Source organism: Methylobacterium sp. J-030, from assembly GCF_022829545.1.
Lineage (GTDB): Bacteria > Pseudomonadota > Alphaproteobacteria > Rhizobiales > Beijerinckiaceae > Methylobacterium.
This window is the reverse complement of the sequence record NZ_JAKSYM010000303.1, coordinates 24,615-37,634: the sequence shown is the minus strand read 5'-3', so window position 1 is coordinate 37,634 and position 13,020 is coordinate 24,615. Positions and strand designations below refer to the sequence as shown.

At 71.9% G+C, this 13,020-nt stretch carries 15 protein-coding genes; 3 read left to right on the top strand and 12 right to left on the bottom strand.

What is annotated here, in order from left to right:
• Positions 1 to 37 precede the first annotated feature (37 nt).
• Positions 38 to 838: a metal ABC transporter ATP-binding protein gene (locus tag MKK75_RS22900; protein ID WP_244044812.1), complete on the bottom strand. Its 801-nt coding sequence runs from the start codon at positions 836 to 838 to the stop codon at positions 38 to 40.
• Positions 835 to 969, bottom strand: a complete 135-nt coding sequence (locus MKK75_RS35845; protein ID WP_279594061.1) for a hypothetical protein — start codon at positions 967 to 969, stop codon at positions 835 to 837. The genes MKK75_RS22900 and MKK75_RS35845 overlap by 4 nt, the downstream gene beginning before the upstream one ends.
• Positions 970 to 1,111: 142 nt before the next feature.
• Between MKK75_RS35845 and MKK75_RS22895 the strand changes: the two genes are divergently transcribed.
• Positions 1,112 to 1,597 (top strand): Fur family transcriptional regulator, encoded by a 486-nt coding sequence (locus MKK75_RS22895; RefSeq protein WP_244044811.1) that lies wholly within the window; start codon positions 1,112 to 1,114, stop codon positions 1,595 to 1,597.
• Between the two features lie 16 nt (positions 1,598 to 1,613).
• Here the strand turns inward: MKK75_RS22895 and MKK75_RS22890 are convergent, their stop codons facing one another.
• Together MKK75_RS22890 and MKK75_RS22885 are read right to left on the bottom strand one after the other, a co-directional pair.
• Complete coding sequence (locus MKK75_RS22890) at positions 1,614 to 3,119, bottom strand: exopolysaccharide biosynthesis polyprenyl glycosylphosphotransferase (protein WP_244044810.1); 1,506 nt, start codon at positions 3,117 to 3,119, stop codon at positions 1,614 to 1,616.
• A 441-nt stretch (positions 3,120 to 3,560) separates the two neighbouring features.
• On the bottom strand, positions 3,561 to 3,908 hold the full coding sequence (locus MKK75_RS22885; RefSeq protein WP_244044809.1) for an antibiotic biosynthesis monooxygenase family protein: 348 nt from the start codon (positions 3,906 to 3,908) through the stop codon (positions 3,561 to 3,563).
• Between the two features lie 379 nt (positions 3,909 to 4,287).
• Between MKK75_RS22885 and MKK75_RS22880 the strand changes: the two genes are divergently transcribed.
• Complete coding sequence (locus MKK75_RS22880) at positions 4,288 to 4,695, top strand: helix-turn-helix domain-containing protein (protein ID WP_244044808.1); 408 nt, start codon at positions 4,288 to 4,290, stop codon at positions 4,693 to 4,695.
• A 123-nt stretch (positions 4,696 to 4,818) separates the two neighbouring features.
• Here the strand turns inward: MKK75_RS22880 and MKK75_RS22875 are convergent, their stop codons facing one another.
• From MKK75_RS22875 to cbiE, 4 genes are read right to left on the bottom strand one after another with little or no spacing between them, the layout of a single operon-like run.
• Positions 4,819 to 6,138, bottom strand: coding sequence for a cobyrinate a,c-diamide synthase (locus MKK75_RS22875; RefSeq protein WP_244044807.1), 1,320 nt, complete (start codon positions 6,136 to 6,138; stop codon positions 4,819 to 4,821).
• Positions 6,135 to 6,911, bottom strand: coding sequence for a precorrin-4 C(11)-methyltransferase (gene cobM, locus MKK75_RS22870; RefSeq protein WP_244044806.1), 777 nt, complete (start codon positions 6,909 to 6,911; stop codon positions 6,135 to 6,137). Before cobM ends, MKK75_RS22875 begins: the two co-directional genes overlap by 4 nt.
• On the bottom strand, positions 6,908 to 7,312 hold the full coding sequence (locus MKK75_RS22865) for a cobalamin biosynthesis protein (protein ID WP_244044805.1): 405 nt from the start codon (positions 7,310 to 7,312) through the stop codon (positions 6,908 to 6,910). The genes cobM and MKK75_RS22865 overlap by 4 nt, the downstream gene beginning before the upstream one ends.
• Entirely contained in the window at positions 7,309 to 8,541 is a 1,233-nt protein-coding gene (cbiE, locus tag MKK75_RS22860) for a precorrin-6y C5,15-methyltransferase (decarboxylating) subunit CbiE (RefSeq protein WP_244044804.1), read from the bottom strand. Before cbiE ends, MKK75_RS22865 begins: the two co-directional genes overlap by 4 nt.
• Here cbiE and MKK75_RS22855 point away from each other — a divergent pair.
• Positions 8,540 to 9,334, top strand: coding sequence for a cobalt-precorrin-6A reductase (locus MKK75_RS22855; protein WP_244044803.1), 795 nt, complete (start codon positions 8,540 to 8,542; stop codon positions 9,332 to 9,334). The genes cbiE and MKK75_RS22855 overlap by 2 nt on opposite strands.
• Here MKK75_RS22855 and cobJ read toward each other — a convergent pair.
• From cobJ to MKK75_RS22835, 4 genes are read right to left on the bottom strand one after another with little or no spacing between them, the layout of a single operon-like run.
• Positions 9,304 to 10,062: a precorrin-3B C(17)-methyltransferase gene (cobJ, locus tag MKK75_RS22850; RefSeq protein ID WP_244044802.1), complete on the bottom strand. Its 759-nt coding sequence runs from the start codon at positions 10,060 to 10,062 to the stop codon at positions 9,304 to 9,306. The genes MKK75_RS22855 and cobJ overlap by 31 nt on opposite strands.
• On the bottom strand, positions 10,059 to 10,838 hold the full coding sequence (locus tag MKK75_RS22845) for a precorrin-2 C(20)-methyltransferase (protein ID WP_244044801.1): 780 nt from the start codon (positions 10,836 to 10,838) through the stop codon (positions 10,059 to 10,061). Before MKK75_RS22845 ends, cobJ begins: the two co-directional genes overlap by 4 nt.
• Positions 10,838 to 11,527 (bottom strand): precorrin-8X methylmutase, encoded by a 690-nt coding sequence (locus MKK75_RS22840; protein ID WP_279594060.1) that lies wholly within the window; start codon positions 11,525 to 11,527, stop codon positions 10,838 to 10,840. Before MKK75_RS22840 ends, MKK75_RS22845 begins: the two co-directional genes overlap by 1 nt.
• On the bottom strand, positions 11,524 to 13,017 hold the full coding sequence (locus MKK75_RS22835; RefSeq protein WP_409567605.1) for a precorrin-3B synthase: 1,494 nt from the start codon (positions 13,015 to 13,017) through the stop codon (positions 11,524 to 11,526). Before MKK75_RS22835 ends, MKK75_RS22840 begins: the two co-directional genes overlap by 4 nt.
• Between the last annotated feature and the right edge of the window lie 3 nt (positions 13,018 to 13,020).

Here is a 13,020-nt window from a genome sequence, read left to right as displayed (position 1 = left end):
TCCACGAACGGCGCGACCAGGGGGCCGAGCGGATCGATCACGCGGCATCCTCGTGATGATGGTGGCCGTGCGCGCCGTGATCGTGGGGTACATCGGCCCGCGGCCCGGCGCAGACCGGTGCGGCCTCGTCCCAGGCCTCGGAGAGATTGCGCACGCGGGCGAGGTTCTCCGATGTCAGCACCCGGGCGGTCGCCCCCCAGGCGATGGCCTCGCGGGCGAGGAGCAGCGTCGTCGGGAAATGGGCGCGCACCTGGGCGAGATCGTGCAAGGCCGCGACGACCGTGCGGCCCTCCGCGTGCCAGCTCCGGATCAGCGCCAGGAGATCGTCGACGGTGCGGGTGTCGATCCCGGTGAACGGCTCGTCCAGCAGGATGACCGAGCAATCCTGGAGGATCAGACGGGCGAACAGGGCGCGGCGGAACTGCCCGCCCGAGAGGGTGCCGATCGACCGCGCCTCGAACCCGTCGAGGCCGACCGCGGCCAGCGCCGCCTCGATGGCACGCCGATGTCGGCCGAGGCTCCGCCAGGCGCCGGCCCGCCGCCAGAGGCCCATCCCGGCAAGGTCCATCACGCTCAGCGGGAAGCTCCGGTCGATCTCGTCGGCCTGCGGCATGTAGGCGACGGCGGCCGCCCGCTCGATCCGCCCGTCGAGGCACGGGATCTCCCCCGCCATGCCCTTGAGCAGGGTCGACTTACCGGCCCCGTTCGGGCCGACCAGCGCCAGAAGGTCGCCGGCGCGCACGGTCCCGTCGAGGTGGTGGATCGCCGGATGCCGGTCGTAGCCGAGGGTCAGGCCGACGAGGCGGATCGGATCCGGGCTTCCATGGCCGGCGCTCATGCTGCGAGGGCCCAGGCGATCACCAGCCAGACCAGGGCGGAGACGCCCCCGGCGAGGGCAAGGCGCGGACCGATCCCGCTCTGGAACAGGGATCGCCGGGCGCCGCGTCTGAGTCTGGAGGTGGTGGGCAAGGCGTCCTCGGCGCGCGGGTCGGCGCGGGGCGGATGCGCGGACTATGCGCGGAATGGGCGGGAGACTGGTGCGGTCCGGGGTTGCGGTGATACACTGTAACAAACCCGCGGGACAACCTGCGGATCTGTCATGGGAGCCATCATGCACCGCCACGACGGTCACGACGCGTGTCGGACCGATGCCCACGACATGCTCGCCCGGGCGGAGGCCGTCTGCCGCGCGCGCGGCCTGCAATTCACGCCGCTGCGCCGCGAGGTCCTGGGGGCGGTTGCCGATTCCGGCAAGGCCCAGGGCGCCTACGACATCGCCGAGCGCCTGAGTGCGCCGGGCCGGCGCGTGGCGCCGGTCTCGGTCTATCGCGCCCTCGACTTCCTGATGGAGCAGGGGCTGGTCCACCGGATCGCGAGCCGCAACGCCTTCATCCCCTGCGCGTACGACCATGCCCCCGGAGAAGGCGTCATCTTCCTGATCTGCCGGACCTGCGGCGCGGTCGACGAGGCGTCCACGCAGGAGGTCGAGGACGGTCTCGAGCGCACCCTGGAGCGGGCCGGCTTCACCCCGACCCACAGCATTCTGGAGGTCGAGGGCGATTGCGGCCTCTGCCGCGAGCAGAAGCGCACGCCCTGACCCGGTCTCCGATCCTTCAGAACGCGTTCCGGTAGGCCCGGCGCGAGATCAGCGTCTGGATCATGATCTGGAGGTCGAACCAGACCGACCAGTTGTCGATGTAGTGCAGGTCGCAGGCGACGCGCCGCTCCATGTCGAGGTCGGTCAGCGTCTCGCCGCGGAAGCCGTTGACCTGCGCCCAGCCGGTAATCCCCGGCCGCACGTTGTGGCGGCGGGCGTAGAGGGCGATCCGGCGCTCGAAGCTCCGGTCGTGCGCGAGGGCGTGGGGGCGCGGACCCACCAGCGACATCTCCCCCCGCAGGACGTTGAAGAGCTGGGGCAGCTCGTCGAGGTTGGTCCGCCGGAGGATCGCGCCGACCCGGGTGATCCGGCTGTCGTTGCGGGTGGCCTGCCGGAACACCGCGTTCGTCTCCGTCCGCATCGAGCGGAACTTGAAGACACCGAAGGGCTGCTGATTGAAGCCGTAGCGCTTCTGGCGGAAGAAGACCGGCCCGGCACTGTCGAGCTTGATCGCCACCGCGATCAGCGCGAGCAGCGGCGACAGCGAGATCAGCGCGATCGTCGCGACCGTCAGGTCGAGCGCCCGCTTGAGCACGACCTCGCCCAGGTTGAGCGGGCGGCGGCCGATATTGATGCCGGAGACGCCGCCGACCCGGGCGACCTGCAGATCGGGGAAGCGGTCGAGCATCGCGCCGGGCCGCAGGTGCAGCGCCGAGGGCACCCGCAGGAAGGCGTCGATGCAGCGCTCGACCTCGGCGTTGTCGGTCCACGGCACGAGGACGAACACGTCATCCGGGCGCAGGAAGCGCACGACCGAGACCGCGAGATCGAGATCCTCTTGGAGCTGATCATGGCGGACGGCGATGTCGGCGCCTGGATCGACCCGGCGCAGGTAGCTCGTCCCGACGATCCGCAGGCCGAGCCGGTCGATCGCGTTACTGGCATAGAAGCGCGCGATATCCTCCTCGTAGCCCACGAGATGGACGCGGCTCACCGAGGCCGACCCGGCCGTCAGGCGTTGCCGCACGAGGCGGATCATCGCCGTGCGGGCCAGGATCAGGGCCGGCAGCCCAGCGACGAAGGATCCGAGGGAGACGAGGCGTGAGTAATCGCCGGTGGTCTTGGTCATGAAACCGACCACGAGCACGGCGGCCCAGGCCACCAGCCAGAGTGAGGCGGCCCGCTGAACGTTCGACTTCTGGGAGATCGCGTTGTCGAGGCTGTACTCCGCACGCAGGGCGTTCGTGGCCACGATGATGAGGCCGAGGAGGGAGGCCAGACGAAGACCGCGCACGCTGCCGGTGCCGATGAGCCCGTCCTGGTAGACGATCTCGTAGGCGCATTCCATGAACAGCGTGACCGCGAGAATCGCCGCGAGGTCTGTGGCGGCCAGCGCCGACGACAGGGCGACCCGGGCCGCTGCCCGGCCACGGTGAGGCAGCAGCGCCGACCAGACGCTGCGACGCCGCTCTGCCGAATTCGGCAGAAGCTGAAATGTCTCCGGGATCCGTTCGTGAAACATCTGACGCGCCACGTCCCGTCTTGATCGGACTTTGTACCAGTCTGAAACAGAGCGTGTTTCAGTGCCGGCCTGTACCGGTGACGGAGCAAGCGGCGCGCCCGGAGAATCACGAACCCATTCTTTCCGAACCGCCCCGGTCTAGTACGCACGGACTAAACCGGCAATGAACGATTAACTGAAATCCGCTGTTCGCCACATGACAAATGGCAATCCATTGAATACGTACTTCGCACACCTCGCGCCGTTCAATTCAGGCGCGTTATCCTAGTCGAAAAGTACAACCGATGGGGATATTCGGTCGGGGTGCCTCCGGCGTGACAGGTCGAGGCGCCTGCGCCGAGGCCGGCGCGGCGACCGGGCATGGATCCCCGAAGCCGTGCCAGCCGTAACACCTGTGTTCGGGTCGGCGTCCACCGGGTGGCGGATACCGGGCCGACTCGATCAGACCGCGTCGGCGTGTTCCCGGTCGGAGCCGGCACCGCCCACGGTTTGGATCGCCTCGAAACCTTCGAACTGTGGATGGCCCAAATAGAGCGGCTTGGTGGTGGGCACGCGGCCGTGGGCCTTCCTGAACTGCTCCGAGCGCGTCCAAGCCTCGAAATCGGAGCGTGATCGCCAGATCGTGTGCGATGCATAGAGGACGTGGTCCTCGTGCTCAGGGCCGCGCAGAAGGTGGAATTCCACGAATCCCTCCATCTCACCGAGATGGCTGTCGCGCCCGAGCCAGACGGCCTCGAAGTCCGCCGTCGCGTCCTTGACGACCTTGAAGCGATTCATCGCGATGAACATGTGATTTCCCTCCGCGGAAACGACTCTCCTAGCGGTTTCTCCGCGCGTGCGCGCCCCGGCGCGGCGACGCGGCGCACCGCATGAATGCGGCTGCGAGAAAGTCGACATTTCAGCAACAATGTTGCAGAGTTTAGAGTGGTTAAACTAGAAGATGTAGTCTTCGACTTGCACAGCTTGATGACTTGGTGTCCTATTGTGGCGCGGTCGGTATGTTCCGCAGGACGGTGTTGTGCCCTCGGCGAACTCAAAGCCGTACGATCCAATTTCACGATTTCGGAAGGCGGGACGGACGGTGAAGCGGCGCGACGGTGAGGGGAAGACGGCGCGTCCGGAACAGGATGCACTCACCTCAGGCGAGAAGGATACACCGGGTCAGGCGATGCCGAAGCAGACGACGGATGTCGATCGCTTGGTTGGCATCCGGATCACCGCCCTGCGAAAGGCCCGGGGCATGAGCCAGACCGCCCTGGGCAATGCGGTGGGCGTCACCTTCCAGCAGGTGCAGAAATACGAGAAGGGCCAGAACCGGGTCGGCGCCGGGCGGCTTCGCGAGATCGCGCGCCTTCTCGATGTCCCGGTCTCGGCATTCTTCGAGGAGAGCGAGCCCCGCGCCAACACACAGGAAGACGTGTTCGGCTTCCTCAGCGGCCACGGCGCGATCGAGCTGCTGCGCGCCTACGCGCAGATCGAGGATGAGCAGATGCGCCGGGACGTGCTGGCGCTGGTCCGCAGCGCCGCGCGCCTCGCGCAGGTGCGCGAAACCGCGCCTTCGAGCGATCTCGCTTGATGTCGGCCTTTCGAGGCGCTGTCCGCCGATATGGTTGCCGGCGCGATACTAATTAGCACCCCAGAACTATAGTTTTTGCCCTCGGCCCGCGGTTCGCCGAAAGTTTCGGCGGCCCCGGTCGTCTCAGGCCGGATCCCCGGCGATGAGGTGAAAGAAGCTTCCGGAAACGTGGCCGATTCGGTGCCCGGCGAAGCCGAGATCGGCGCCCTCCGCATCCGCGACATGGGCGAGGGCGTCCGGTGCCGGGGCCGTCGGCGACACTTCGCTGGCATAGTGGAACTCGTGGCCGACGAGCCGGGTCCCGCGCCGACCGAGCAGCCCGTCGCCGCACAGGTGCGCGACCCGATAGCCGAGATGCAGCTTGCGCCGGCGGTACGACGTCGCCACCGGCAGCAGACCCGCCATCGCATGGGTGATGCCCTCGGCATCCTCGAGGGAATGCCCGAGGACCATGTAGCCGCCGCACTCGCCGTGGACCGGGCGGGTCCGCGCGAACGCGCGCAGGCCCTCGAGGAATGTCGCGGCGCCGGCAAGGTGACCGGCATGCAACTCAGGATAGCCGCCGGGCAACCAGCAGACATCACAATCCGCCGGCGGCGGTTCGTCCGCGAGGGGCGAGAACGGGACCAGTTCGACACCCGCCATGCGCCAGCCGGCTTCGAGATGCGGATAGAGGAAGCTGAAGGCTGCGTCCCGCGCCACCGCGATACGCTGGCCGGGCGGTGGGGGTAGGGCCCCCCCGACGTCCGGCACGCCGCCGCCGGCCGCGGCGATGACGGCGTCGAGGGCGATGCCGGCCAGCGCGAGATCGGCGAGCCGGTCGAGGCGTGCCTCTAGATCGGCGGTCTCGCCGGCCTGGACCAGGCCGAGATGGCGCTCGGGCAGGACCAGTTGGGCGTCGCGCATCAGCGCGCCCAGCACCGGCAGCCCGGCGCGCTCCATCCCGGCCTCCACGAGGCGGCGATGGCGGGCGCTGGCCACCTTGTTCAGGATCACGCCTGCGATTGTGATCCGCGGATCGTAGAGCCGGCAGCCCAAAGCCACCGCGGCGGCCGATTGCGCCGCCCCGGAGACGTCCACCACCAGCACCACCGGCCAGCCGTAGCGGGCGGCGATGTCGGCATTCGCACCGGTCCGGCTCTCGGCGGCCCGAACCCCGTCGAACAGGCCCATGGAGCCTTCGGCGATCACGATGTCGGCATCGGCCGTCGTCGCGTACGCCAGGGCATCGAGCAGGGGCGGCGCCATGGCGAAGCTGTCGAGGTTGAAGCTCGGCCGTCCGGTCGCCGCCTGATGGAAGGCCGGATCGATGTAGTCCGGCCCGCATTTCGCGGCGCGCACCCGCAGGCCCCGGCGGGTCAGGGCGCGCATCAGGGCAAGTGCCACGGTGGTCTTGCCGGAACTCGACCGCGGCGCCGCGACGAGGAGACCCGGGGCGCTCACGTCCGCCCCCCGACCGTTCCGCCGGGTCGGTAGCGCCGGTCGTAATCGGCGGCGTAGAGCGCGCTCTCGCGGAAATCGCGGGCGCCGAGCGCCGGCCCGACGAGGATCAGCGCCGTGCGTTCGAGGCCGGCCGCCGCCACCTGGGCGGGCAGCGTGGCGAGATCGGCCCTCAGCACCCGCTCGTCCGGCCAGGAGGCGCGGAACACCGCGGCGGCCGGACAGGACGGTCCGTAGAACGGGATCAGCTCGGACGCGACCCGCTCGATCACGTGGATGGAGAGATGGATCGCCAGCGTGGCGCCGGTCGCCGCGAAGGCTGCCAGGGTCTCGCGCTCGGGCATGGCGCTCGCCCGGCCGGAGGTGCGGGTCAGGACGACGGATTGCGCCAGCCCCGGCACGGTCAACTCCCGCCGGAGGACGGCCGCCGCCGCCGCGAAGGCCGGGACGCCGGGCGTCACCGTGTAGGGGATGCCCAGCCCGTCGAGCCGGCGCATCTGCTCGGCCAGCGCGCTCCAGATCGACAGATCCCCCGAATGCAGCCGGGCGACGTCCTGGCCGGCGGCGTGCGCCGCCGCGATCTCCGCCAGGATGGCGTCAAGGTCGAGGGGGGCGGTATCGACGATCCGGGCGCCCGGCGGGCACCAGCCGAGGATCTCGGGCGCCACCAGGGAGCCGGCATAGAGGCAGACCGGGCAGGCGGCGACGCGGTCGCGGCCGCGGACCGTGATGAGGTCGGCCGCGCCGGGGCCGGCGCCGATGAAGTGGACGGTCATGCTGCGGGCATCGTGGTCTGGCCGCGGGCGAGCGCGCAGGTGGCGCCGCCGCTGGCGATCCGGGGAAGGGCGAGACGGCTGTCCGGACCGGCCGCCGCCAGAGCCGCCGCCTCCGCCAGGGAGCCCACCCCGCGCAGATGCTCGATCCGCGCGGATCGCGTCGCGAGTTCGGCGTCGCGGGCTTCCAGCGCGTCCGGGGCGATCGGGCGGGGCGACAGGCCGAACCGCGCCGCAGCCGCCGTCACCGCCGGTTCCGCTGCCCGGTCGGCCGCCGTGGCGATGGCGGTCAGCGCGGCTCGTTCGGCGCCGACCCGTTCGAGGGCGCGGGCGATCAGCGCCGCGATCTCGTCGGCGCCTGTGCCGCGGCGAAACCCGATTCCGGCGACGAGGCATCCGGTCATGGCTTGGTCCAAGCCCATTGGGTGACCGGCATGGCGGGCCGCCAGCCGTGCAGGCCGCCCACAGGGCTCGCCCGCTCGACGGAGAAGCGGCGCAGGCTGCCGCCCCGGGCCGCGAAGGCCCCGAGCAGGGTCGCCTCGCCCTCCAGCGTCACCGCATTGGCGACGCACCGCCCGCCCGGCCGGAGGGCCTCCAGCACGGCGGGGAGGACGCCCGGCTCCGAGACCCCGCCGCCGACGAACACCGTATCCGGGAGCGGCAACGCGATGAGCGCCGCCGGCGCGGCGCCGGTCACCACGGCGAGGTCCGGCACACCCAGCTGTTCGGCATTGCGCCGGATGCGCTCGGCCCGGTCCGGCCGGGCCTCCACGGCCGTGGCGCGCAGGCTCGGATGGCGCAGCATCCATTCGATCGCGATTGAGCCCGCGCCGGCTCCGATGTCCCACAGGTGCAGGTTCGGATGCGGGCGCAGAGCCGCCAGGGTCAGAGCCCGGATCTCGGCCTTGGTGAGCTGCCCGTCATTGTCGAACAGGGCGTCGTCGAGGCCGGGCGCGAGGGGCAGCGCGCGGCCCGCACCGGCCACGGCGATCGCCACGGTGTTGAGCGGATCGATGCCCGCGACATCGAAGGCGTCGGCGCGCGCCGCGCGGATCCGCTCGCGCGGGCCGCCCATCGCCTCCAGCACCGTCACGGTGGAATCGCCGAAACCGCGCTCGGCGAGCAGGGCCGCCAGCGCCCCCGGCGTCGCGCCGTCCCAGGACAGGACCAGCAGCCGCGCCCCCGGCTGGAGATGCGGCACAATCCGCGCGAGCGCCCGGCCGTGGAGGGTGACGAGGCCGCATTCGGCCAGCGGCCAGCCGAGCCGGGCGCAGGCGAGGCTGAACGCGGAGGGCTGCGGGAATGCCCGGATCTCGCCCGGCGGGACGAGGCGGGCGATCTCAGCGCCGATGCCGTAATGGAACGGATCGCCGGTCGCGAGGATGCAGGTGGGCTCGCCCCGGCGGGCCAGGATGTCTGGATAGGCCGTGTGGATTGGGCTGGGCCAGGACCGGGTCTCAGCCGCGAGGGCACCGGCCAGTGTCAGGTGGCGGCGCCCTCCGTAGACGACGCGGGCGGAATCCAGCGCCTCGGCCGCGGCGGGTATGAGGCCGGAGCGCCCGTCCTCGCCGATGCCGATGATCGACAGCCAGCGTCCGGCCTCGGGTCGGCTCGACAGGACCTCACCGCTCATGGACAAGGCGCTCATGACGGATGGCGTGACGCGGATTCTGATCCTCGGCGGGACCGGGGAGGCCAGCGCCCTGGTGCGCGCGCTCGCCGGGCGGGACGATCTGTCCGTGATGCTGTCGCTGGCGGGCCGGACCGCAGCGCCGAAACCGGAGCCTGTCCCCACGCGGAGCGGCGGCTTCGGGGGCGCCGAGGGCCTCGCGCGATACCTGCGGTCGGACAAGATCGACCGGCTGATCGACGCCACGCATCCCTTCGCGGCCCGGATCTCGGACAACGCCGCCGGCGCGGCGGCCCTGGCGGGGGTGCCGCTGCTCGCGATCCGCCGTCCGGCCTGGAGCCTCGCGCCCGGTGATCGCTGGACCGAGGTCGAGAGCATGCCGGCCGCCGTCGCGGCGCTCGGCTCCGCGCCCCGGCGCGTGTTCCTGACGGTCGGCCGGCAGGAGGCCGGGGCCTTCGCGGCGGCACCGCAGCACGCCTACTGGGCGCGCACGGTCGAGCCGCTCGGGGATGTCCTGCCGGTGCCGCATCTCACGGCCATCGAGGCCCGCGGCCCCTTCGACGCGGAGGCCGAGGCCGCGCTGATGCAGGCGGCCGGCATCGAGATCGTGGTCAGCAAGAATTCCGGCGGGGCGGCGACCTATGGCAAGATCGCGGCGGCGCGCGCCCTGGCGATCCCCGTGGTGATGGTCCGCCGGCCGGACAAGCCCGATGTCCCGAGCGTGGCCGATACGGCCGGGGTGCTCCGCTGGCTCGACGCCGACGCTCACGCCGCCTCCACCTTGCGCGCGGTGTAGACAAAAGGCGGACGACCGGATCGGGGGATCAGCCGCGTCGTCGAGGCGCCGAGGATCACCAGGGTCGCCATATCGGCCGGTGCCGCGGGCGCGTCGGCCAGCGTGGTCACCCGGATCGCCTCGTCGGGCCGGCTGATCGCGCGGGCGAACATCACCGGCGTCTCCGGGGCGCGGATGCCGGCCGCGATCTCCAGGGCGGCGCCGAGCTGCCAGGGCCGCGCGGACGAGATCGGGTTGTACAGGGCCACGACCAGATCGGCGCGCAGCACCGCCTCCAGACGAGCCGTCACCACCGGCCAGGGCTTCAGGTTGTCCGAGAGCGACAGGGCGCAGAAGTCGCCGCCGAGCGGGGCGCCGAGCCGCGCCGCGGCGGCCAGCATGGCGGTGATCCCGGGCTCGACCGTGATGGCGAGGTCGCGCCAGCTCGGTTCTCCGTGCTCCACCGCCTCGAACACCGCCGCCGCCATGGCGAAGACGCCGGGATCGCCGCCGGAGACGATCGCGACCCGCCGGCCGGCGGCCGCGAGCTGAAGGGCGTGGCGGGCCCGGTCGACCTCGACCCGATTGTCGCTGGCATGCCGGGTCAGGCCCGGCCGCTCGGGCACGCGAGCGACGTAGGGGTGGTAGCCGATGAGGTCCTCCGCGGCGTCGAGCGCCCGGCGCGCGGACTCGGTCAGCAGGCTGTCATCGCCCGGGCCGAGGCCAACGACCGACAGCGTCCCGCTCACGGCCGGCGTCCCTCGCCGGGCAGCAGCACCATGGAGAAGTAGGGGGCGGCATCGTCGGCCTTGTCGGCCAGCATCACGACGCGTTCACCCGCCATCGTGCCGCGCTCGACATAGACCGCGCGCTCCAAGAGGCCGGCGGCGGCCAGCGCCGCGCGCACCTTGGGCAGGTGACGGCCGAGCTTCATCACCACGGCGGCGTCGGTGCCGCGCAGGCGCTCGGTGAGGATGGCGAGCGAGAGGGTCGCGGGCAGGACGGTCAGGACGTCGTCGCCCCAGGTGATCGGCGTGCCCGCCCGGGTCCAGCAGCCCGACATGCCGGTGACCCCAGGCACCACCTCGACCGGGAAACGATCCTTCAGGCGCCGCCACAGGTGCATGAATGAGCCGTAGAAGAAGGGATCGCCCTCCGACAGGATCGCCACGTCGCGCCCCGCGCCGAGATGGTCGGCGAGCCGGCCGGCCGCGTCGTCGTAGAAGCCGGCCAGAGCCGCCACGTAGTCCGGGTGCTCGGGGTGGAGCTCGGTCGTGTAGGGATAAGCCAGCGCCAGCTCGCGATCGGGATCGCGCAGGATCGCGTCCGCGATGGTGCGGGCGTTGCCGCGCCGGCCTTGCTTGCAGAAGTGGACCAGCACCGGCGCCCGCGTCAGGATGCGCTGGGCCTTCACGGTCAGCAGGTCCGGATCGCCGGGGCCCATGCCGACCCCGTACAGCGTGCCGGTCACCACGGCGGCTGGCAGCGCTTCGGCGGGCTCGTCGAGCCGTTCGAACCCGTCCATCACTCGGCCTCGCTGGCGAGCGCGTTGACGGCGGCGGCCGTCATGGCGCTGCCGCCGCGCCGCCCGTGGACGACCACGAACGGCACCCGGCCGTCCCGGGCCAGCGCCTCCTTCGACTCCGCCGCCCCGACGAAACCCACCGGGATGCCGATCACCGCGGCAGGCGGCGCGACGCCGGCGTCGAGCAGTTCCAGCAGGCGGAACAGGGCGGTCGGCGCGTTGCCCACCGCCACGACGCTGCCCGGCAGATGCGCGCGCCACAGCTCCATGGCGGCGGCCGAGCGGGTCGTGCCGAGGTCCTTGGCTAGGTCCGGCACGCGGGCATCGCCCAGCGTGCAGAGCACCGGGTTGGCGGCGGGCAGGCGCGCCCGGGTAACGCCGTCCGCCACCATGCGGACGTCGCACAGGATCGGCGCCCCGCCCTGGAGCGCGGCGGTGCCGGCTGCGGCGAAGTCTTTCGACATCTCCACGTCGGCCGGAAGGTCGGTCATGCCGCAGGCGTGGATCATGCGCACGACCACGCGCTCGGCGGCCCCCGTCCAGCGGGCGAGATCGGCTTCGGCGCGGATCATCGCGAAGGAGCGCGCGTAGATCGCGCCGCCGTCGCGGATGTAATCGTAGCGGGAGGGGGGCTCGTGGGCCGCCGGTTCCGATCCTGCCTGGCGCAGGGCATTCTGGCTCGCGCTCATGCCGGTCTTCCGTCCCCTCTGTCGTCTGCTCGGGTCGTATCCGGCGTGAACGCGGCGGAAAGCCCGACAGTCTTGGCCCTTCCTAACCGGTCCAGAACGGCCTCGATAGGGAGATGTAGCGCCGGCTCATCGCCGGGTCCGCCGCCGATGACGATGCCGTACCGACCGTGGGTTCCCACGAGGGTCAGGTCGGCGGGGCCGGGGCGCGCACAGCCCTTGGCGCAGCCCGAGACGTGCGCCGTGTATCCCGCCGCTGCCAGCGGTTGGAAGCGTGCCGCGAGCCGCGCCGCGTCGGTCAGGGTCGATGTCGAGCCGGAGGCGCAGCCCGGGGCGCCCGTGCAGGCGTCGACGCAGCGCCGCGGATCGTCGGGCGTGACGATGACATCCGCCGCGAGGTCCGCCAGCACCGCGGCCACCGGGGCATCCGCCGGGGCGAGCAGGACGAAGCCGCGCGTGGGCGACAGGCGGATCGTGTCCGCACCGACGGCCTCCGCGGCGGACACGACGCGATCGAGGGCGTCGGCGGTGCAGCGGCCGAAGGGAGCGTCCAGGGCGAGGATCTCGTGATCGGGCCGGGCCAGGAGACCGGCCGCGGGGGCGAACGGTACGGGGCGCGTTTCCCTCCCCCCTTTGCGGGGGCGGGTGGCCCCCAGAGGGGGGCGGGTCGGGACGAAGTCCCGCGCGGGGGGAGCGACGGCGCGGACCAGGGCATCGTGCTGCGTCGAGGGCGCGCCGCGTCCGGAACCCGGGTTCCCTTCTTGCGGGACTTCGTCCTGGTCCGACCCCTGCTGACGCAGGGGACGCCCATCGGGCCACCCGCCCCCGCAACGGGGGGAGGGAGGGCGCGCGGGAAATCCGGACTGCCGATCCTGTCCCTGCGTCGAAGAGACTGACGCCCCCGCCAGGGCAGCCCGCTCGTCCTCCGACAGATCGCGCATCCGCCGGCGGCCGGTCCGTGCGAAGGCCGTGAGCAGCATGGTCAGGACGTCCGGTGCATCGGTTGTCGTGCAGTCCGTGACGGTCTGCATCCCGTCCGCGGCGGCGATCGAGATTTCGACGCGCGCGGCATCGCGCGCCGCCACCAGGCAATCGGCGTCCGGCGCTGCCGCATCCAGCCGCCCCTCGACGACGACCAAGGTCTTGGCCGGCAGACGCGGAATCGCGAGCGCCGCCGTCTCGATCGCCTGGGCCAGCGCCGGAACGTCGAACAACTCGGCGGGATCCTGTCCGGCGAGCGGCTGGGTGAGGGTCAGCCGCTGCGGGCCGCCGTCGGCGCGGCTGTCGCCAAGGCCGGCCTCGGTGAGCAGCCGGGCCAGCAGCGCGCTGCTCGCCTCGGTGACACCGCGGATCTGCAGGTTGGCCCGGGCCGTGAGGTCGAGATGGCCGTTCCCGTAAAGGCGCGCGCCCTGCGCCACCGCGCGGGCCTGAGGCAGCGACAGCATCCCCAGCGGCGGATGGACGCGTGCCAGCAGCCCGTCGCCCGTGGGCATCGG

What these genes read in the sequence shown, in the direction of transcription:
- MKK75_RS22865 (WP_244044805.1), bottom strand. Translation starts at nt 7,312, where the DNA reads ATGACCGGATGCCTCGTCGCCGGAATCGGGTTTCGCCGCGGCACAGGC.
- MKK75_RS22855 (WP_244044803.1), top strand. Translation starts at nt 8,540, where the DNA reads ATGGACAAGGCGCTCATGACGGATGGCGTGACGCGGATTCTGATCCTC.
- MKK75_RS22845 (WP_244044801.1), bottom strand. Translation starts at nt 10,838, where the DNA reads ATGGACGGGTTCGAACGGCTCGACGAGCCCGCCGAAGCGCTGCCAGCC.
- MKK75_RS22895 (WP_244044811.1), top strand. Translation starts at nt 1,112, where the DNA reads ATGCACCGCCACGACGGTCACGACGCGTGTCGGACCGATGCCCACGAC.
- cbiE (WP_244044804.1), bottom strand. Translation starts at nt 8,541, where the DNA reads ATGAGCGGTGAGGTCCTGTCGAGCCGACCCGAGGCCGGACGCTGGCTG.
- MKK75_RS22840 (WP_279594060.1), bottom strand. Translation starts at nt 11,527, where the DNA reads ATGAGCGCGAGCCAGAATGCCCTGCGCCAGGCAGGATCGGAACCGGCG.
- MKK75_RS22900 (WP_244044812.1), bottom strand. Translation starts at nt 838, where the DNA reads ATGAGCGCCGGCCATGGAAGCCCGGATCCGATCCGCCTCGTCGGCCTG.
- MKK75_RS22835 (WP_409567605.1), bottom strand. Translation starts at nt 13,017, where the DNA reads ATGCCCACGGGCGACGGGCTGCTGGCACGCGTCCATCCGCCGCTGGGG.
- cobM (WP_244044806.1), bottom strand. Translation starts at nt 6,911, where the DNA reads ATGACCGTCCACTTCATCGGCGCCGGCCCCGGCGCGGCCGACCTCATC.
- MKK75_RS22890 (WP_244044810.1), bottom strand. Translation starts at nt 3,119, where the DNA reads ATGTTTCACGAACGGATCCCGGAGACATTTCAGCTTCTGCCGAATTCG.
- MKK75_RS22885 (WP_244044809.1), bottom strand. Translation starts at nt 3,908, where the DNA reads ATGTTCATCGCGATGAATCGCTTCAAGGTCGTCAAGGACGCGACGGCG.
- MKK75_RS22880 (WP_244044808.1), top strand. Translation starts at nt 4,288, where the DNA reads ATGCCGAAGCAGACGACGGATGTCGATCGCTTGGTTGGCATCCGGATC.